Consider the following 18,509-nt stretch of genomic DNA (forward strand, 5'->3'; position numbering starts at 1 on the left):
CTACCGATCTCCTAAAATACGAACTTCAGGTTCTAGGCGAACATGGTACTCCTCAAAAACTTTTTCTTGAACAAGGTGAATTAAGTCTTCGTAGTCATTGCCCGTTCCTTGATCCATGTTGACCATAAAACCGGCATGCTTCTTCGATACTTCAACTCCACCGACACGTGTACCTTGCAATCCGGCATCCATAATCAACTTGCCAGCGAAGTAGCCAGTTGGTCTCTTAAAGACGGAACCATTCGATGGCCATGACAAGGGTTGCTTGTTGGCACGGGCAAGGTTAACCTGATCCATTTTTTCTTGAATAGCCTGTTGGTCACCAGGTGCCAGGTCAAAGGTTGCCTGGACGATAACCCCGCCGTTTTCCTGAAAAACAGAATGACGGTAGCCAAACTCTAATTCATCCTTTGTAAAAGTCTTTAAGCTTAAATCAGGCATCACTGCTAATACAAAGGAAACGACCATATCGGCTTGTCCACCATAAGCACCGGCGTTCATGAAGACCGCCCCACCAACGGAGCCGGGAATCCCAGCCGACCATTCCAATCCAGTTAAGGACTTATCACGGGCTAAGGCAGCCAACCAAATAATGTCACAGCCAGCCTGGGCTAGCAGTTGATTATTTTCTTGCTGAACGGCCTTGAGTTCGGTCATCAAAATCACCAAACCTCGTAGGCCACCAGAACGAACCACCAAGTTGGACAGCCGACCAAAAACATGAACCGGCAGGCTTTCGTGCTTGGCCCAATCCAGCAAGGCGGTCAACTCAGCTATTGAAGTTGGAATCGCCAAATAATCCGCTACGCCACCAGCTTGAGTATAGGCGTAGGGTGCAATTTCTTGCTCTTTTTGTATTAAACCTTGGGCAATTTGCATAGTATTCTCCATTAGTATCCTATCTTCTCTATCATACCAAACTTTACCGTTTTCATAGGAAGAAAAAAGACGGCGCAAGAGCACCGTCTTTCTTGAATTTGTTTCAACTATTCGGACAAAGGACCGTTTTAACGGTACTTCTTGCCCATTCCGGCTAACAACTTGCGCAAATAACGATCGCCAGCTGGTCGGTAATTTCGGTGGTCAGGGCGACGCAATATCGCCGATAATTCACCGTTTGAGACCTTCGCCCCTGCCAATGCCAATAATTGTTGCAAGTCATCCGATGTGTAAGCCATGGCAATCTTGATTTTTTTGATGGCAACATTATTGACCAAATCAGCCTTGGTCATATCAAAGTTAGGTGGCACTACTTGCCCATCTTTGTCCAGGCGTTCACCACGCTTATCAATCACCAAGCCATTCAAAAAAGCCTCCAAATCATGAGCTGAAAGTGCCTGATCTGGTTGACTATCATCTTCTTGTTTTGTCAAAATTCGGTCTAAATCCTTTTGCGTCAATTTGACGCCACCGACGGCAAAAAGTCGAATGACATCTTGATTAGATAAATCAAGGGCATAGCGCAACCGAATTATTGTATCGTTATAGTTCATTAATTTTCCTTTGAAAATACGGCTAGTCGGGCGAAATTATGCGCCCGAATTAAAAAGTTCATCATAAATATTGCCTAAACCCAGCTTAAAATGGATGGGTATCGTACGTCTGCCACGATTCATGTGAATCCTGGATACGCTTAAACATCCGCTCCATCTCCTTCAGAGTAAACGAAGTCAAAACTGGCCGACCATGAGGGCAATTATATGGATTTTCAGCTTGTGCTAAATCATGTAAGAGCGTCTTCGCTTCTTCGTCTGAAATATGCCAATTGGCCTTAATCGCCCGCTTACAAGACATCATAATCGCAGCCTTTTCACGAAAGGCTGCTACAGTAAGCTTACCATCATGAAGCACCCAGTCAATCATTTCTGCAATCGTGCTTTCAGCCTGATCAGCTAAAATCCAGGCCGGATGCTCATACAAAGCAATCGTATTGGGTCCAAATTCTTCCAGGTGCAAACCAACCTGCTCAAAAATTTCATGAAAATCAGCAATCTTTAACATATCAGCGGTCGAATAAGTCAGAGTAATCGGTGCCAGCAATTGCTGCTGGTCCTCACCTACCTGGCCAACCACCCGTCGATAATACTCATAATTCAAGCGCTCTTGAGCAGCATGCTGGTCAATTAAGTACAAATGGTTCTGGTCTTGGGCAAAGAGAAAGGTCCCGTGCATCTGGCCAATATAATCCAAACTAGGAAAACCTGTCTTTTTGCTAGTTTCATCACTTAAATCCAAATCTTGATTAACGGGCTTAGGAGCCACTTTAGGCTGGTCCTGATTTTGCTGCCCGCTCAGCCCATCGTTTTGCTTTGAATCAAGATTCAAACCCATGGCCTGGCTGGCTAATGCGGCCAGACCAGTATCAGCATGGGCATAAAGGCCACCATTCGCTTTAGTATCGCTAGTTGGCTGGTCAGTAGCGGTATCTTGCTGATAAGTTGCTAATGGTTCAGCAACCTTCGACTGAGGTTGATCTTCGTCCGCAAAAGCCGGCCGGTATTCTTCTTCGGCATAGCGGCTGGCAAAATCAGCAACTTTCACATCGGCTAGTTGGTTTTCGTCGTCAATCTCAACCACCCGGTCAGCCTTAACCGGAACAGAAAGGACCTCTTTAGCCGACTTCTTCACGGGAACGGTCGGCTCATCTACCGCTGCACCCGAACTTTCCTCTGTCTCACCCTGCCCCAAGTTATCGAGTGCAGCAGGAATCAGGTTTTCACCACTCAGTCGGTCAGCAATGACCTGCGTAATCAGCTCCGTCAGCTCCCCCTCTTCACTCAAACGAATCTCGGCCTTCTGAGGGTGAACATTGACATCAACCAAGAGTGGGTCCAACTCAATATTGATAGCACCAATTGGAAAACGGCCAACCATCAATTTTGAACCATAACCTGTACTAATCGCATTTGAAACAGAGAAATTTTTGACAAAACGGTGATTTACCAAAACGGCAAAATAAGACCGGGAAGACCGGGTCTGTTCTGGTAAGGACAAGTAGCCATTCACCTTAAAATGATCAGAAGCGCCCTCAAAAGCAACCATTTTTTCAGCCGTTTTTCGGTCATAAACAACTGCCAAGACCTGCCGCAAATCGCCATTACCCGGTGTTCTCACTAAAGTCTTACCATTATGACTCAGTGTCAAGGCAACATTTGGGTAAGCCATGGCCAAGTGGTTGATGGTTTCCACCATCAGAGACATCTCGGTCTGTGGCTTTTTCAAATACTTTAGCCGAGCCGGTGTATTGTAAAACAGCGAACGTACGGCAACAATAGTCCCAAAGCGACCGGCGGTTGGCCCTTCTTGAGCCACCTGGCCACCTTTAACCTGGTAAAGAAAACCAGTTTCAGCTGTCTGCGTCCTGGTCTGCAAAGTCACATCAGCAACCGCCGCAATCGATGGCAAGGCTTCACCACGGAAACCCAAAGTCATGATATTAAACAAATCATGCCGGTCTTGTATTTTCGAAGTCGCGTGGCGAACAAAGGCCAGTGGTACTTCTTCTTGATCAATTCCCTGACCGTTGTCGATCACCTTAATTAAATCTAGACCACTATTTTCAATCACAACTTCCACTTGAGTGGCATTAGCATCAATCGCGTTTTCAACCAATTCTTTGACCACGGAAGCGGGACGTTCAATCACCTCGCCGGCCGCAATTTGGTTGGCCAATAATTCAGGCAGTTCATGAATTTTAGTCATTTTCTTGCCTCATTTCCTGTAATTTGGCAATCAAGTTCAGGGCTGCCAACGGAGTCAACTGGTTAAGGTTCACCCGATCGAGTTCATCAAGGGCTTTCTGGTCAGCCGGATTAATTGAATCCACTTCTACTGGTGCTGGCATTTCCTTAGCAGGTGCAATCTCAAAGAGCGGGATATCTTGTGCCAAACCATCTCCAATTGGCAGTGCCCCAGTTGAAGCACTTGTCTCCGCCTGACTAGCAGTGCTAGTAACAGCAGCGTTTGAATTCACAGAAGACGTCTCTTCAACACCTTCTACTTGCCCCGCTCCCTGCGCTTCCAAGGCCTTTAAAATCGACTCGGCATTCGTTAAGAGCGACTTAGGTAATCCTGCCAAGGCAGCTACCTGGATTCCATAAGAACGGTCGGCTGCTCCTGGCTGAACCTGGTGTAAGAAGTGCAAAGTCCCATCGTCTGTTAGCTGCGCCCCAACATGGACGTTTTGAATGGCCGGGTGACTAGCTGCCAAAGCCGTTAACTCATGGTAGTGGGTAGCAAAAATCGTTGTCGCATGGAGATTTTGATCCAAGTACTCAATAATTGCCTGTGCCAAAGCCATTCCATCGTAAGTGGCCGTACCTCGTCCTAATTCATCAAATAAAATCAGTGACTGTGAGGTTGCACCTTGCAGCGCCAAGTTTGCCTCGGCCATTTCAACCATAAAGGTTGACCGACCGTTAACAAGGTCATCATTAGCCCCGATTCGGGTAAAGATTTGATCAAAAATTGGTAAAATCGCCTCATCGGCTGGCACGAAGGACCCCATTTGAGCCAACACCACGATTAAGGCAACCTGGCGCATGTACGTTGACTTACCAGCCATATTCGGTCCGGTTACCAGTTGAATCTTGGTTTTTTCGTCAAAGAAGACATCATTGGCAACATATTCACCGGGTCCCAAAAGGGATTCGATTACTGGGTGGCGGCCCTGCTTAATCGTTAATGCCCGGTCGCCATCTGTTTTAAACGCTGGCTTGGTAAAATGACGATTTTCAGCAACATCAGCCAAGGCAGCCAAGACATCAAGCCGGGCAATCTTTTGCGCTAATGTCTGCAAGCGACTGATTTCTTCCTTGACCTTGGCGCGGATAGCCAAGAATAAATCATATTCACGGTCAAAGCGTTTTGTCTGCGCTGCAAAAATCAGGTCCTCGTGTTCCTTCAATTCGGGCGTGGTAAACCGCTCCGCATTCGTCAATGTCTGCTTGCGATGGTAACGTCCCTCTTCTAATTTGTCGAGGTTCACCTTGGTCACTTCGATAAAGTAACCAAAGTTTTTGTTGTACTTGACCTTTAAAGTCGAAATGCCAGTCGCTTCTTGTTCTTGCTTTTGATAAGCTGCTAACCAATCTTGGTTATCGGCCAAGGCCTGGTTGTAAGAATCAACCAAATCATCATAACCCGGCTTGATTAAATCGCCATCACGAACTGAAATTGGTGGCTCAGGGACAATGGCTTGGTCAATCAGGCTCGCCAAATCAAGTAATGGGTCGATTTCTTCACCAGCAGCCTGCAAGATTGGGTTAACATGGTCAGCCTTCAAGGCAGCCTGCATGTCCGGTACTGCCTGAAGTGAGCGCTTTAATTGCACCAAATCACGGGCATTAATGGTCCCTAAAGCAGCTTTAGCGGCCAAACGTTCCAAGTCATAAACGTACTTTAATTGCTCCTGGACCGTTCCCCGGGTGAAAAAGTCATCCTTAAAAGCAGCCACAGCATCCTGCCGAGCCTGAATCTTCTCTAAATCCTTCAAAGGCTTAATCAGCCACTGCTTCAACAGCCGACCACCCATGGCCGTCTTCGTCTGGTCTAAGAGCGCAAAAAGAGATCCAGCCTTTTGCTTGGTCCGCGCGTTTTCAACCAAGTCCAGGTTGACCCGTGTTACCTGGTTAAACACCAAATAGGCCTGGCGCTCATATGTTTGAACCGGCATAATGTGATCCAAAGACCGCTTTTGCGTATCAAATAGGTACTGAAGAAGTAGCCCAGTAACCGTCTGCTTCGCCGTATTTTTTAAATCTTTCGTTAAATAAGTAATCGTAGCGGAAGGCTGAACGGGTCCCTGATAGGAAACGACCAGTCCCTTTTCGCCAATGGCATCCGCCAATGCTGGAGTTGAAAAATCGCCCTCTTTTGCTAAGACGACTTCCTTCACCTCCAAAGCGCCTAATTCATCTAAAACGGCGCTCTCATCCATCAATCCCGTTGCCTTCAGTTCACCAGTTGAAAGATCGATATAAGACAAGGCAAAAGCTGCCTGGTCGGCATCCCCCGGACGTGATCCGGTTGCCACCACAGCAGCCAAAAAGTTATTATCCTTGCCATCCCCATTCTTTGAGGAGAGCTTCGTCCCCGGCGTAATTAACTGGACAACATCCCGTTTAACCATCCCCTTAGCCGTTGCCGGATCTTCCATTTGCTCAACAATGGCCACCTTATGACCAGCATCGACCAAGATGTCGATATAGGCCGACACGGCATGGTGAGGAATCCCGGCCATCGGAATTGGTTCGGCCGAATTTTTATTTCGTGCCGTTAAAGTTAACTCGAGAATTTTGGCCCCTTTAATCGCATCATCTTCAAAGAGCTCATAAAAATCGCCCATTCGGTAAAACACGAAGGCATCGGGGTATTGGTCCTTAATTTGATGGTACTGCACCATCATCGGGGTTGGTTCTTTTGTCGCCATGAATGGCCCTCCTCTTAACAGTTTTTAAGCGATGTTACCGTTGTTCTTGCCTTTCACTGCCATTTGACGAGTCAGATTGACAAAAGACTTCTTTTATTCACTAATTTGATAACCATCTTTTAATAAATCAGCAAAGCTCACCACCGGCTTTGGCTCTGCTGGATAATCCAAAACCGCTTTTTGCATCCAGACCAAATCGTACCAAGTATCAAACTTATAGCCAATCCGGTCAAAGGCGCCAACATAGCGGTAGCCCATGTGCTCATGAAAATCACGACTATTTGATGTCAGATGTTCATCATCGACCTTTGGCACGGCGATGCAGGCATTCACATTGATAATGTTTTGATCACGAGAAATTTGCTCAATAATTTTGTACAGGCGCTTACCTAAACCATGGTGACGCTCGTCCTGGCGAATATAAATTGAGGCTTCAACCGACCAGGCATAGGCTTGGCGTGAACCCATCGGACTCGTATAAGCATAACCCAAAATCACGCCATCCAAAACGGCCACGATGTATGGATGCGTCTTTAACGTTGTTTCAATCCGTGCTTGAAACTCAGCAACCGTCGGTACATCGTACTCAAAGGTAATGGCTGTTTCTCGAATGTAGGGCGCATAAATCGCTAATAATTCGGCCGCATCGGCTGCTGTTGCTGGACGGAAAATAATTTGATCTGTTGCCATGGTGATACCTCATCCTAAAAAGTATTTGAAATAAGAAAAGCCTACTTGTCAAACTGACAACTAGGCTTATTTTGTCAGCACTGCCACTGCTTCCACATGGGTTGTTTGTGGGAACTGGTCAACCGGTTGGATAGCACCCTCAAGGGCGTAGCCATGGTCCACCAAATCCTTAATATCACGCACCATTGTCGCTGGGTTACATGAGACATAAACCAGGCGCTTTGGGCTGATTTCACTAACGGCTTCAATAAAATCAGCTGTTAAGCCCTTGCGAGGCGGATCAACAAAGACGACATCCGCCTTGAGGCCTTCTTCAGCCCACTTAAGCATCTGACTTGGCGCATCGGCCGCAACAAAGTGACTATTGGTGACCTGGTTAATGCGTGCGTTTTCCTCAGCATCGTCAATGGCCGCTTCGACCAATTCGACCCCATAGACTTCGGCCACATCGTTCGCCACAGTCAAAGCAATCGTTCCGATTCCACAGTAGGCATCAATCACGATATCGGTCTTCTTCAATTCAGCCTTTTCCTTCGCCAACTGGTAAAGCTTAGCAGTTGTTTCAGGGTTGACCTGGTAGAAAGAATTAGGGCCAATCAGGTACTTCTTGCCAAGCAAGATATCCTCAATGGCTGGCTTGCCCCACAAGACCTTATTTTGATAGCCCATAATCACATTTGTTTGGGCCTTATTGACATTTTGAATCACCGATTCAAGCTTTGGCAAGCGCGCCTTTAGTTCGGCTGCAATTGCCTCTGCCTCTGGTAACTTCTTGGTTTTCGTCACCAAAACAACCATTAATTCACCGGTTGCTTTACCAATTCGAGCCATCACATGGCGGATAACACCACGGTCCTCTTCTTCATCATAGGCCGAAATGCCAAACTCTTGTAAAACATCCCGTGTCACGCGAATTGCTTCATCCACGGCTGAGTCTTGGATATAGAAAGAATCGGTCGGAATCAATTTGTGCGATCCACGACGGAAAAAGCCGGTTTCTAGGCGACCGTTAATCATTCGCGCTGGTACTTGCGCCTTATTCCGGTAATGGGTTGGGTCTGCCATCCCAATTGTATCGGCCACCTCAACATCGAGGCGGGCCTTCTTAAATAGTTCCTGCACCTGAGACTTTTTCCAGGCCAACTGGGCCGGATAAGCTAAGTTGGCTAATGGCGCAATCCCTGTCGTTAAGGCCAACTGGTCCGTTAGTTCAACTCGGTCTGCTGATTTTTCCAACAAACGTTGTACACGGGCAAAACCGTAATTTTTTAGGACCTTTGTCACCAAGATTTCGGCCTTTTCACCTGGAAGAGCATCGGTTACAAAGAGCGGAAAACCATCCACCTTCGCCACGCCAAGGCCTTGATAAGTTAAATCGGTCACTGAAGCAGTGATGACTTCATTTTTATGGACCGGAGCGGCCTGTTTAATTGTGCGGTTGGCTTTAGCCATGCTTAGTTATTTTCCTTCTCATCTGCTTTTGGTTCGTGCTGGGTCGCCTCAAGGGCTTCAACCTGTTCCACGAACTCTTCTTGAATCTTAGCATTCGTTGCATCCACGTCAATAGCTGACAAATCGGCAACGAATTCAATATGTTGTTTTAAGTTCTCAAAGGTCATTGGCGCATCCCCACCATACTCACCATCAAGGTTCACCTTGATTGGGTGGTCATCTGATAGCGGTGTGATTTCAACCTTTGAAGTCTTCTTATAAATCAGCTGTGGGTTATTTACGTGGGAACCGTTCAAAACCTGAGCGGCCAACTGCGTAATCTGCCACAGGTTAGCAGCCTTAACAATCAATAGCGTAAATTGACCGTCATCTAATTTGGCATCGGGCACAATGGATTCAAAGCCACCAACCGAATTGGTTAGAGCCAAGAAAATCATCGAGATGTCGCCATCATACTCGCCGTCATCATAAACAACCTTGGCCTTCACGGGTTCTAACCGGGTTAGTAGCTCGGCCCCCTTAACCAGGTAGGCCAGGTAACCGTAAAGTGACTTCATCACGGACGGGACGGCATACGTTACTTCGGAAAGCGTTCCCAAGGCAGCAATATTCATGAAATAGCGGGCATCGGCCGGAGCCAAAATCTGCCCTTCCTCTTCCACTAAGCCACCTCGAGTCGAAATCCGACCGATATCCATCTTAATCGTCTGCCCTTTCAAAATCACCTTGGCAGCTTCCAATGGATCATCACGAGAAACCTTTAGGGCTCGGGCGTAGTCGTTGGTTGTCCCAGCCGGAATAATCGCCATTTTAGGCCGACGCTTCAAGGGCGCAATCCCGTTGACAACCTCGTTGATTGTCCCGTCACCACCAGCAGCTACGATTAAATCAAAGCCCTCGAAGGCGGCTCGGGTCGCTTCCTTTTGTGCTGAAAAAGGTTCCGGGGTGGTGGCATAGGTCGATGTTTCATACCCCGCCTCTTCGTACACTCGGATAATGTCTAACATTTCCCGTTTCGCTGTTTCCCGACCCGAACTGGGGTTATAGATAATTCGTGCTCGTTTCATGACTCACCTGCAAAGCTTCCCGACCATTCCTAAAATCAGTAAAGCCTCGACTTCCTCCTAAAATATATGTACAAAAGCCCGCAAAGCGGTGCTTTTATGACAGTAACAAGGCCAACTACTTTGGTCAACCAACAATTACTGTTTGATTATTGGTTAGCGCTTGTTCAACTCGGCTAACAAAAGCTTGTTCAAGACACCAGGGTTGGCTTGACCCTTGGACTTCTTCATCAATTGGCCAATCAAGAAGCCAGTTGCCCGGTCCTTACCACCCTTAAAGTCTTCAATTGACTGTGGGTTGTCATCCAAGACCTCATTGATCATTGGTGTCAAAACGGCTGGGTCAGAAATCTGAACCAAACCTTGTGCCTTGGCATAGGCTTCTGGCTCTTCACCTTCCATGATGGCCTCAAAGACCTTCTTGGCTTGCTTAGTTGAGATAGTACCGTCTTCGATCAACTTGACCATGCCAGCCAAGTTTTCAGGAGTCAAATCGGTATCCTGCAATTCAACCTGGTTCTTGTTCAAGTAGGCGTTCACGTCACCGATTAAGTAGTTGGCAACACGCTTTGCAGCTGATTTTGAATCGGCCCCAGCATTGACAGCGGCGTCAAAGAAGTTCGCCATCGCCAAGGTTTGTGTCAAGACTTCGGCATCGTATTGCTCCAAACCAAGGTCCTGGACATAGGCCACTTGTCGGTCCCCTGCTGACTTTGGTAGTTCAGCTTGAACACGGTCAATCCAGGCTTGATCAATGTGGATTGGTGACAAATCAGGTTCTGGGAAGTAACGGTAATCATCCGCCACTTCCTTAACCCGCATCAAGAGCGTTGACTTGGTTGGCTCATCGTAACGACGAGTTTCCTGGCGGACCTTGCCACCAGAACGAATAACCTGTGCCTGACGGCGTTCTTCGAATTCCAAAGCAGATTGGACGTAATGGAATGAGTTGATGTTCTTCATTTCCACTCGCGTTCCATAAGTCTTTGATCCTCGTGGACGTAATGACACGTTGACATCAGCTCGCATCTGTCCTTCTTGCATCTTGGCTTCAGAAACACCCGTAAACAAGACAACCCGACGTAATTGTTCCAGATAAGCGTAGGCTTCCTCTGGTGAAGACAAATCAGGCTTGGACACGATTTCAACCAACGGTGTTCCCTGACGGTTCAAATCAACGTATGAATAACCATCGGTACCGTGGGTGTTCTTTCCAGCATCTTCTTCGACGTGGAGTTCTTCAATTCCAATTCGCTTTACGCTACCATCAGGCATGTTAACGTCTAGGTAGCCGTGACGACCTAATGGTGTTCGCATTTGAGTTGTCTGGTATGACTTTGGGTTATCCGGGTAAACGTAGTTCTTCCGGTCCCAACGAATGTCTTCTGTGATTTCAGCATGCAAAGCCAAAGCTACACGCATCCCGTATTCGATAGCGCCCTTGTTGGCAACAGGCAAGACCCCTGGGTAACCCCAGTCAATGACGTTAGTGTTTTCGTTAGGCGCATCCCCATAGTGAACGGGTGAAGGTGACAGCAGCTTAGAATTTGTCTGCATTTCAACGTGGACTTCAAGCCCAATGGTTGTTTCAAAGTTTTCGTTTGCCATTTGTCCCCTCCTTATTTCCCTTCGACAACCGGGTGTTGGTCGTAGAAGTGGTTTACTTGTTCAAAGGCATAAGCAACTTGGTAAAGGGTTGCTTCATCAAATGGCTTACCAATCAATTGCAAGCCAACTGGCATGCCACCATTGAAGCCAGCATTGATGGACAGTCCTGGCAAACCAGCCAAGTTCACTGGAATCGTCAAAACATCGCCCAAGTACATGGTCTTTGGATCACCGATTTCTTCACCAATACCGTAAGGTTGGGTTGGTGTCGTTGGGCCAACAATCAAATCATAGTCAGCAAAGACCTTATTAAAGTCTTCGATAATCAATGTTCGAATTTGAGCGGCCTTCTTGAAGAAGGCATCGTAGGCACCAGCTGAAAGAGAGAATGTTCCCAACATAATCCGGCGCTTAACTTCGTCTCCGAAACCTTCCGTTCGAGTGTTCTTATAAACTTCTTCCAATGACTTAGCATCTGGTGCACGGAAACCGTAACGGATACCGTCGTAACGCTGCAAGTTTGAAGAAGCTTCTGATGACATCAAAATGTAGTAAGCTGCAACCCCGTATTGCGTGTGTGGCAATGAAACCTTATCAACGGTTGCTCCCATGGCCTCTAATTGGACAATGGCAGCCTTAACCTGTGTGGCCACTTCATCTGAAATTCCCTCTTGGAAGTATTCCTCAGGAACGGCAATCTTCATGCCCTTGATGTCTTGACCAATCTTTTCGGCAAAATCAGGAACGTCCAATTCAACAGAAGTCGAGTCCTTCTTGTCAAAACCAGAAATAGCATTCAAAACTAAGGCGTTATCCTTGACCGTCCGGGTCAATGGACCGATTTGGTCCAAAGATGAGGCCATGGCAAAGAGTCCAAAACGCGATACTCGACCATAAGTTGGCTTCATCCCCACCAAACCGTTGAAGGCGGCTGGCTGACGGATTGATCCACCAGTATCAGATCCAAGCGCATAAGGGACCTGGCCAGCAGCAACGGCCGCAGCCGATCCACCAGATGAACCACCGGGAACCTTCGTGTGGTCCCAGGCGTTCTTTGTCTTCTTGTAGTAAGAAGTTTCGGTTGACCCACCCATGGCAAATTCATCCATGTTGGCCTTCCCAACGATAACGGCACCGGCATCATTCAACTTAGTGGTGACCGTTGCATCATAAACTGGCTTGAACCCTGACAAAATGTGGGAAGCACCCGTTGTTTCCAAACCGTTTGTGGCGATATTATCCTTGATGGCCATTGGAATACCAGCCAAAGGATTTGAAAAATCACCCTTTTCATCAATGGCGCGAGCCTTGGCTAAGGCTTCGTCTTCGTGCATCCGAACGAAAGCCTGCAAGTCTTCATCGGTTGCCTGAATGTTGGCCAAAGTTTCCTTGGTCAATTCTTCGGCCGTGATTTTGCCAGCTTTCAAATCAGCATTCAAGTCGGCTAAGGTCTTGTCAAAATAATTAAAAGTCATTAAGCTTCGTCCTCCCCGTTCAAAATAGCGGGCACCTTAATTAAATCGGCTGCCTCGTCTGGTGCTTGGGCCAACAAGGCCTTCTTTTCATGCCAATTATCCGCAACATCTTCTCGTAAATGGTTCACATTCGGTGTTACTGAGAAAGTTGGCTCGACATTGGTTGTATCCACCTCTGCCATCTTCTCGCACATTGCCACGATTTCCTGGAGTTGTCCAGTGAAATGCTCAAGTTCCTGGTCGGAAAAGCTCAGCTTGGCCAAGTCAGCAACGTGAGCGACTTCTTCTTTTGAAATTGATGTTGCCATGGGGTCACCTGCCTGAAAAAGCGGATTTCTTCGTCTTTTTCAAGGCTATCCTTTCTGATGTAATTACTGTTCTATTCTACCATAAAAGCCCATAGTTGCCCCTGCTAAATGGCAGAATGCTTGCCAATTAAGAAAAGGATGAAGCTGATTTTTCCTTGAATGTCAAGGCATCCTTGATTTTTTTTGAAAAACCCGTATAATTAGTCATGTTGTCAAAACAACTGTCCAAGTCCTTAGATTAACGTCTCACCGTCGTTTCTCTCAGCACTTGGAGACATTTAAGAAAGGTGGAAATGATTATGGCCCTTACACAAGAACGTAAGAACGAAATCATGAAGGAATATGCCCGCCATGAAGGCGATACTGGTTCAGTGGAAGTTCAAGTTGCAGTTTTGACTGCTGACATCAACGAATTGAACGGTCACATGGAAACGCACAAGCATGATTTTCATTCACAACGTGGTCTTTTGAAGAAGATCGGTCGCCGTCGTAACTTGCTCCGTTACCTCCGTGGTACTGACGTTACGCGTTACCGTGAATTGATCAAGCGCTTAGGTTTGCGTCGTTAAGCTTTTGCTTACAAATAACCAGAATCAAATTTAAGGAGACGGACATATGCCAATTATTGAATCATCAATTCAACGAGTTCGTTTGAGTGCTAAGCAGCACGATCGTAACGAACCACAAAAGTCAGCTTACCGCACTGCCGTTAAGCGCTTCTTGAAGGCTGCCAAGGCCGGATCTGCTGATACTGCTGAAATGTACAAGCAAGTATCATCAGCTATCGATCACGCCCAATCAAAGGGATTGATCAAGAAGAACAAGGCTTCACGTCAAAAGTCACGTTTGGCTAAGTACGTAAAGTAATCAATTAATATTGATAAACGAAATCCCCCAACTCTTTGCGAGTTGGGGGATTTTTTTGTTGAGATCATTTATTTGCTAGCAAGTTGTCAACTGTCGCTCATGACTTGCACAATCATGACCAGCTGCTGATCTTCTAATCGTGATTACTTAAAAGCTGCAAACGCCTGATCAATTTGTTCATATTCAGCTTGCGTCAAGTCAACATCCAAGGCCTTAACGTTTGCTTCCACCTGGCCAGCATTACGTGCACCAGGAATCACGGCACCAACAGCAGGGTTAGCAATGTACCAAGCCAAGATTGTTTGGGCAACAGTCACACCATGGCCATCAGCAATCGCCTTCACCTTGTCCAAGGCAGACAAAATGGTATTAAATTGGTCCTGGCTATATTGCTTTTCAAACTTAGCGTAATCGTCCTTCGTGTACTTACCCGTCAAAAGGCCCGATGCCAATGGGAAGTATGGAACAAAGGAAATCTGATTTTCCTTCAAGTAAGTCCACTCATCCTTTTCAGCGCCACGGTAAACCAAGCTGTAGTGGTCTTCGACAATATCAACCTGGTTATTCTTATTCGCTTCTTTGATTTGATCAAGGCTAAAGTTTGACACCCCAATTGCACGAATCTTACCAGCTTCCTTCAATTCGTTCAATGCTGCAACGGCCTCGTCCTTTGGTGTTGCTTCATCTGGGAAGTGGATGTAGAAGATATCGATATAATCCGTCTTCAAACGCTTCAAAGAGTCCTCGACAGCCTGCTTTAAGAATGCTGGACTATTGTTGGGCTTGTTACCGTTGCTGGCATCCTGAGCACCCTTAGTCGCAATAACAATCTTTGACCGGTCATAGTCTTGGATGACATCACCGATAATTTCCTCAGACCGGCCTTCCCCGTACATATAGGCAGTATCAATCAAGACCACCCCTGCGTCCAAGGCTTCCTTGACCAAGGCATAACCGTCTTCATCCTTCAAACCAGGAAAAAGGTTGTGGCCACCGACCTTGTTGGTCCCCAAACCAAGCTTGGTTGTCTTCACATCAGTCTTGCCAATTGTTACTTCTTTTGCCATGCGTTTGTTCCTCCTGAATCCGTTACGTGTGTTGTTTTAAAAAATTGTTCATAAGTATTGTAAACTAACAAACCGGTCGTTGAAAAGGTAAGATTGAAAATACCTGTTTTAAAATCAGCAAGATTATCGTTTTTCTCGATATGACTCCAACTTTTCTGTGAAAATTCACGAAACAGCTTTCAGTCCCTTATTCTATCTTTCTGAATGTTTTTTTGTCCGTCTCATCGACAGATGATCACTAATGACGTTCACAATTAATTTCAAAATTAAGAAAATAATTTTGTATGCTACATAACCCACTAAGAGCATTACGTACACAAAAATCCCAATTGCAAAAACCAGTATCATTATCGGTAATAGCATACTTCACTCTCCCTCTTGTTGCATCATTTTCTCTTTAACTTTCATAAAATACCACCTAAGTGGTATTTTACGTGTTTATTGAGGTGATGGGTAATAAAATAGTGCCATCTATCATTGATTCAGCACCAAAAAACCAGTCACCGATTAAATATCGGCGACTGGTTCAGTCTGCATCTTTATTTTAACTTCTGCAGGCTAGCACTAAAATACTTACCATTATCAGTTAAAACACCCTGACCCAAGATTTTGTTAGTAATCATCGAAGTTTTGTTCCCATTGATATTCAACAAATAGCTTGGCGCGAAGGTACTATTTTTCTCAAACGAAGTCACGACAAAACGGTTACTTTTATCATTGCCATTTGGAATAACTAGGTAAGAATAAGTAAAGCTTGTCGGATTAGTGCCCTCACCTTGACCGGCAATCACTAAGCCATTGGAATTCAATGGTTTGTAGGTACCGTTAATGCCCTCATCAGAGCTAAATCCTAGCAAGTAAGAATTTTTCGTGATAGTTTCATTATCAGTTGCCATATGGAAGCCCCAAGTTGATGTGAAGACGTACCAGCGCCCATTGTGCTTAAAGAGGTTAATTCGCTCTAATTCATCATTGGTTGCATTTCCGGTGACCATTGGTTTCATGACCTTTTTTACAGAAAAATCTTTATTCAATTCGACCTTTCCAATTGCCCCGTTAGCAAAATAAGTCTTTTCATACTCTGCTGTATTCTTATTGGACAGTAGGCGTGCTGAATCACTCTTAAAGAAAGCTGATTTTCCATAATACGCTTGGTTAGTAAAATTGTTGGCGCCTTGGTAGTTATACTCGGGCCCGGTATTGCCTTCAAAAGCAAGATAGTACTTGTCGCCATCTTGAACAAAGTGTGGATCGCGCAACGTGATATCGTCGCTAAAATAGTTTCCCTTTCCTTCACCTTGGTCAGCGGTTTGATAAATTTTACCGTCACCCGAAAAGACTGTTTTTCGATCGGTTGTCTTTGTATGGTCAATGGTCAATCCTGACGACCAGTTTTTGCTATCTTTTGGATTCACCGTAATTTGAGCAGTTGTCAAAACCTGGGCTGATAGACCACTTTCCTTATATGCGTTTGCATAGAAAAAGCGGAGGGTATTATCCTTGGTTTTCATCAAAACGGTTGATCCAGACCATTCACCAACAGAGTTCTGCAAATACTTGTCGTAGTCTTTGTCGGCAACCCCCTCAGTTTTTGAGTTAAAGACGTAACCCACAAAGTGCCAAGTACTCAAGTCATCCTGCTTGGCATTATTTTTCTGCAAGAACAGCCCCATCTTCGTGGGCGCTCCTGAATAGCGACCGTTCTTAGCTGTTAAACCAACAACTAGTCGATAGCCATGGAAATTAGCCACTGTCCCATCGGGGTTGGTTACTGGCCAAAAGTCCCAGACATCCATCCTCACCGTTTTACCAGTTGTTTCATCATAAACCTTAGCGCCCGGAATCTCTTGTTGCAAGGATTCATGGTCGATTGTTGGGGCTAGATACTGTTTATTTGATAATAATTCTGGAATATTATTCATTTCAGCTCGCGTGTAGTGAGCCACTTGCCCGATTTTATCACTCAAATTCGTTGCTTTTGTTGATTCATTTTTGGTTTGAAAATGGCTGAAGGTTCCTAGCCCAATACCAATGATTAGGAGGCAAAAGCTTAGCAGAATCAATACTTTTTTTCTTTTAGTCATTATTAATTATCCCATTCCTAAGGGGTCTTTCGTAAAATTAGAACAATAACTATATTAGCAGAAATTAAAGATAATCATCTCTAAACATTCACCCCAACCTGAAAAATATAACCTATCATTCTGCATTTAATTTTTTAATTTTTAACGAAACATTTCTTGGTTTTCCATATCAATAAAGTACGGCTTTAAATCTTTATTCAAAAAGCACGTGATAAAAATTATCACGTGCTTTCGACACAGTTTAATAAAATTTAGTTTGAAGTTTCAACCAACTGAAACTTCATTTTCTGTACTGCTTGACGACCACCAATTGAGTTCACATAGTTCAAAACATCAGTAATTGATGCTCGATAGTCAGTAGTGCTATTCTGACTAAATGACATCGGCTTTGTCCCGTTTTGGCTTGCCGTACTTGTATCATTCATCAAGTACTTATAATAAGCAATGTCGCTATCGGTACCATCAACAACTTTAGCTACGAATGTTGGATTTAACTGATTGGCAACCTTTGTTAAAATAATTCCTTTTGACTGCATCAAACTCAACTTCTGCCATTGATCATCCCCATGGGCCAAACCATAGAGGACAATCATACGATAGGCTAAATCATCACTAGAACGAAAATCGTCTTGAGTAAGAGTATTGCTTACCGATGGGGTCGAAGTAGAAGTTGAAGATGAATTTGTGCTGGAACTAGTACCCATATTGGAGCTAGAATTAGCACCCTGCTTACCAGTATTAGAACTTGTTATAGCTGCATTCTGACTGCTACTAGTTGCCGACTGCGCTTTTTGACTAATCGAAGAAACACTTTTTTCACTAGAAGATTGGGCCGAACTACTTTTCTTTTTCGCTATAAATCCTTGTTCTTGATCAGTTGGATTCGTAACAGCATTAACAATAAAAGTAGTGGCCCCCAGTGTTAAAACGACAGTCACCGCTGTCATAGTTAGCAAGATTTTCTTGTTTCTAAACATCTTGCAGACTCCTTATATTTATATTATCCCTGCACCATAGCATCGTCATTCAACACTAACGTAACTTGACGTTTCAAGTATATATGCAATATTACTTAGCGTCAATATACTTTCTTCACATTAGAACATTCTTATGTTAAATCTGCTTTAAATGAAGGTTGCTATCTCAGCTAAATCTATCCAATTAACGCAAGCAATAAATATTATTACCACAAAGATAACAGAACTCTTACTTTTAATACTTTCAGGGCCTAAATCATAAAACTATCTATATCAGACCAACAACTTACCTCAGCCAACTAACTAACGCCAATTTTAACTTTAAGAAATTTTATCTGCACCAAAAATTATCTTTTAAAGTAAATAAAATTATCTCAACTACACAAATGTATCGTGGTCAATTATTTTGAAGTTAATATCATTTTTTGTAAAAAAAGCCAAGCTCTTTCGAGCTTGGCTTTTTTACCTATTAAGCATCAAAACATTA

At 44.9% G+C, this 18,509-nt stretch carries 15 protein-coding genes; 2 read left to right on the forward strand and 13 right to left on the reverse strand.

Annotated elements, in window-relative coordinates; all coding sequences use genetic code 11:
- The 10 genes from murB to gatC all read right to left on the reverse strand — a co-directional run bounded on the left by murB (position 1) and on the right by gatC (position 13,027).
- Positions 1–879 carry a UDP-N-acetylmuramate dehydrogenase gene (gene murB, locus AOQ32_RS02865; RefSeq protein WP_059393508.1) on the reverse strand — a complete coding sequence of 293 codons (879 nt, stop codon included), beginning with the start codon at positions 877–879 and terminating at the stop codon, positions 1–3.
- Between the two features lie 128 nt (positions 880–1,007).
- A complete protein-coding gene (locus tag AOQ32_RS02870; protein WP_059393509.1) occupies positions 1,008–1,493 on the reverse strand; it encodes a YehS family protein in 486 nt (161 codons plus the stop codon).
- A gap of 85 nt (positions 1,494–1,578) precedes the next feature.
- The gene (mutL, locus tag AOQ32_RS02875; RefSeq protein WP_059393510.1) at positions 1,579–3,702 is read right to left on the reverse strand and encodes a DNA mismatch repair endonuclease MutL; all 2,124 of its coding nucleotides are present in this window, start codon (positions 3,700–3,702) and stop codon (positions 1,579–1,581) included.
- A complete protein-coding gene (gene mutS / locus AOQ32_RS02880; protein WP_059393511.1) occupies positions 3,695–6,430 on the reverse strand; it encodes a DNA mismatch repair protein MutS in 2,736 nt (911 codons plus the stop codon). Before mutS ends, mutL begins: the two co-directional genes overlap by 8 nt.
- 93 nt (positions 6,431–6,523) lie before the next feature.
- Positions 6,524–7,120 (reverse strand): GNAT family N-acetyltransferase, encoded by a 597-nt coding sequence (locus tag AOQ32_RS02885; RefSeq protein ID WP_059393512.1) that lies wholly within the window; start codon positions 7,118–7,120, stop codon positions 6,524–6,526.
- A gap of 66 nt (positions 7,121–7,186) precedes the next feature.
- Positions 7,187–8,572, reverse strand: coding sequence for a 23S rRNA (uracil(1939)-C(5))-methyltransferase RlmD (gene rlmD, locus AOQ32_RS02890; protein ID WP_059393513.1), 1,386 nt, complete (start codon positions 8,570–8,572; stop codon positions 7,187–7,189).
- Positions 8,573–8,574: 2 nt separating this feature from the next.
- A complete protein-coding gene (locus AOQ32_RS02895; protein WP_059393514.1) occupies positions 8,575–9,639 on the reverse strand; it encodes a diacylglycerol kinase family lipid kinase in 1,065 nt (354 codons plus the stop codon).
- 153 nt (positions 9,640–9,792) lie between these two features.
- Complete coding sequence (gatB, locus tag AOQ32_RS02900) at positions 9,793–11,244, reverse strand: Asp-tRNA(Asn)/Glu-tRNA(Gln) amidotransferase subunit GatB (RefSeq protein WP_047974214.1); 1,452 nt, start codon at positions 11,242–11,244, stop codon at positions 9,793–9,795.
- Between the two features lie 11 nt (positions 11,245–11,255).
- A complete protein-coding gene (gene gatA / locus AOQ32_RS02905; RefSeq protein ID WP_059393515.1) occupies positions 11,256–12,719 on the reverse strand; it encodes an Asp-tRNA(Asn)/Glu-tRNA(Gln) amidotransferase subunit GatA in 1,464 nt (487 codons plus the stop codon).
- Positions 12,719–13,027: an Asp-tRNA(Asn)/Glu-tRNA(Gln) amidotransferase subunit GatC gene (gatC, locus tag AOQ32_RS02910; RefSeq protein ID WP_047974212.1), complete on the reverse strand. Its 309-nt coding sequence runs from the start codon at positions 13,025–13,027 to the stop codon at positions 12,719–12,721. Before gatC ends, gatA begins: the two co-directional genes overlap by 1 nt.
- A 299-nt stretch (positions 13,028–13,326) precedes the next feature.
- Between gatC and rpsO the strand changes: the two genes are divergently transcribed.
- Entirely contained in the window at positions 13,327–13,596 is a 270-nt protein-coding gene (gene rpsO, locus AOQ32_RS02915) for a 30S ribosomal protein S15 (protein ID WP_047974261.1), read from the forward strand.
- Positions 13,597–13,642: 46 nt separating this feature from the next.
- Positions 13,643–13,894, forward strand: a complete 252-nt coding sequence (gene rpsT / locus AOQ32_RS02920) for a 30S ribosomal protein S20 (RefSeq protein ID WP_047974211.1) — start codon at positions 13,643–13,645, stop codon at positions 13,892–13,894.
- 143 nt (positions 13,895–14,037) lie between these two features.
- Here rpsT and AOQ32_RS02925 read toward each other — a convergent pair whose 3' ends face one another.
- The 3 genes from AOQ32_RS02925 to AOQ32_RS02935 all read right to left on the reverse strand — a co-directional run bounded on the left by AOQ32_RS02925 (position 14,038) and on the right by AOQ32_RS02935 (position 18,022).
- Positions 14,038–14,961 (reverse strand): aldo/keto reductase, encoded by a 924-nt coding sequence (locus tag AOQ32_RS02925; protein ID WP_059393516.1) that lies wholly within the window; start codon positions 14,959–14,961, stop codon positions 14,038–14,040.
- 539 nt (positions 14,962–15,500) lie between these two features.
- Complete coding sequence (locus AOQ32_RS02930) at positions 15,501–16,928, reverse strand: glycoside hydrolase family 68 protein (RefSeq protein WP_158531859.1); 1,428 nt, start codon at positions 16,926–16,928, stop codon at positions 15,501–15,503.
- 368 nt (positions 16,929–17,296) lie between these two features.
- On the reverse strand, positions 17,297–18,022 hold the full coding sequence (locus AOQ32_RS02935) for a hypothetical protein (protein ID WP_059393518.1): 726 nt from the start codon (positions 18,020–18,022) through the stop codon (positions 17,297–17,299).
- Positions 18,023–18,509 lie beyond the last annotated feature (487 nt).

Origin of the sequence: Fructobacillus tropaeoli, from assembly GCF_001047135.2 — a bacterium.
Classification (GTDB): domain Bacteria; phylum Bacillota; class Bacilli; order Lactobacillales; family Lactobacillaceae; genus Fructobacillus; species Fructobacillus tropaeoli.

What these genes read in the sequence shown, in the direction of transcription:
- murB (WP_059393508.1), bottom strand. Translation starts at nt 879, where the DNA reads ATGCAAATTGCCCAAGGTTTAATACAAAAAGAGCAAGAAATTGCACCC.
- AOQ32_RS02870 (WP_059393509.1), bottom strand. Translation starts at nt 1,493, where the DNA reads ATGAACTATAACGATACAATAATTCGGTTGCGCTATGCCCTTGATTTA.
- mutL (WP_059393510.1), bottom strand. Translation starts at nt 3,702, where the DNA reads ATGACTAAAATTCATGAACTGCCTGAATTATTGGCCAACCAAATTGCG.
- mutS (WP_059393511.1), bottom strand. Translation starts at nt 6,430, where the DNA reads ATGGCGACAAAAGAACCAACCCCGATGATGGTGCAGTACCATCAAATT.
- AOQ32_RS02885 (WP_059393512.1), bottom strand. Translation starts at nt 7,120, where the DNA reads ATGGCAACAGATCAAATTATTTTCCGTCCAGCAACAGCAGCCGATGCG.
- rlmD (WP_059393513.1), bottom strand. Translation starts at nt 8,572, where the DNA reads ATGGCTAAAGCCAACCGCACAATTAAACAGGCCGCTCCGGTCCATAAA.
- AOQ32_RS02895 (WP_059393514.1), bottom strand. Translation starts at nt 9,639, where the DNA reads ATGAAACGAGCACGAATTATCTATAACCCCAGTTCGGGTCGGGAAACA.
- gatB (WP_047974214.1), bottom strand. Translation starts at nt 11,244, where the DNA reads ATGGCAAACGAAAACTTTGAAACAACCATTGGGCTTGAAGTCCACGTT.
- gatA (WP_059393515.1), bottom strand. Translation starts at nt 12,719, where the DNA reads ATGACTTTTAATTATTTTGACAAGACCTTAGCCGACTTGAATGCTGAT.
- gatC (WP_047974212.1), bottom strand. Translation starts at nt 13,027, where the DNA reads ATGGCAACATCAATTTCAAAAGAAGAAGTCGCTCACGTTGCTGACTTG.
- rpsO (WP_047974261.1), top strand. Translation starts at nt 13,327, where the DNA reads ATGGCCCTTACACAAGAACGTAAGAACGAAATCATGAAGGAATATGCC.
- rpsT (WP_047974211.1), top strand. Translation starts at nt 13,643, where the DNA reads ATGCCAATTATTGAATCATCAATTCAACGAGTTCGTTTGAGTGCTAAG.
- AOQ32_RS02925 (WP_059393516.1), bottom strand. Translation starts at nt 14,961, where the DNA reads ATGGCAAAAGAAGTAACAATTGGCAAGACTGATGTGAAGACAACCAAG.
- AOQ32_RS02935 (WP_059393518.1), bottom strand. Translation starts at nt 18,022, where the DNA reads ATGTTTAGAAACAAGAAAATCTTGCTAACTATGACAGCGGTGACTGTC.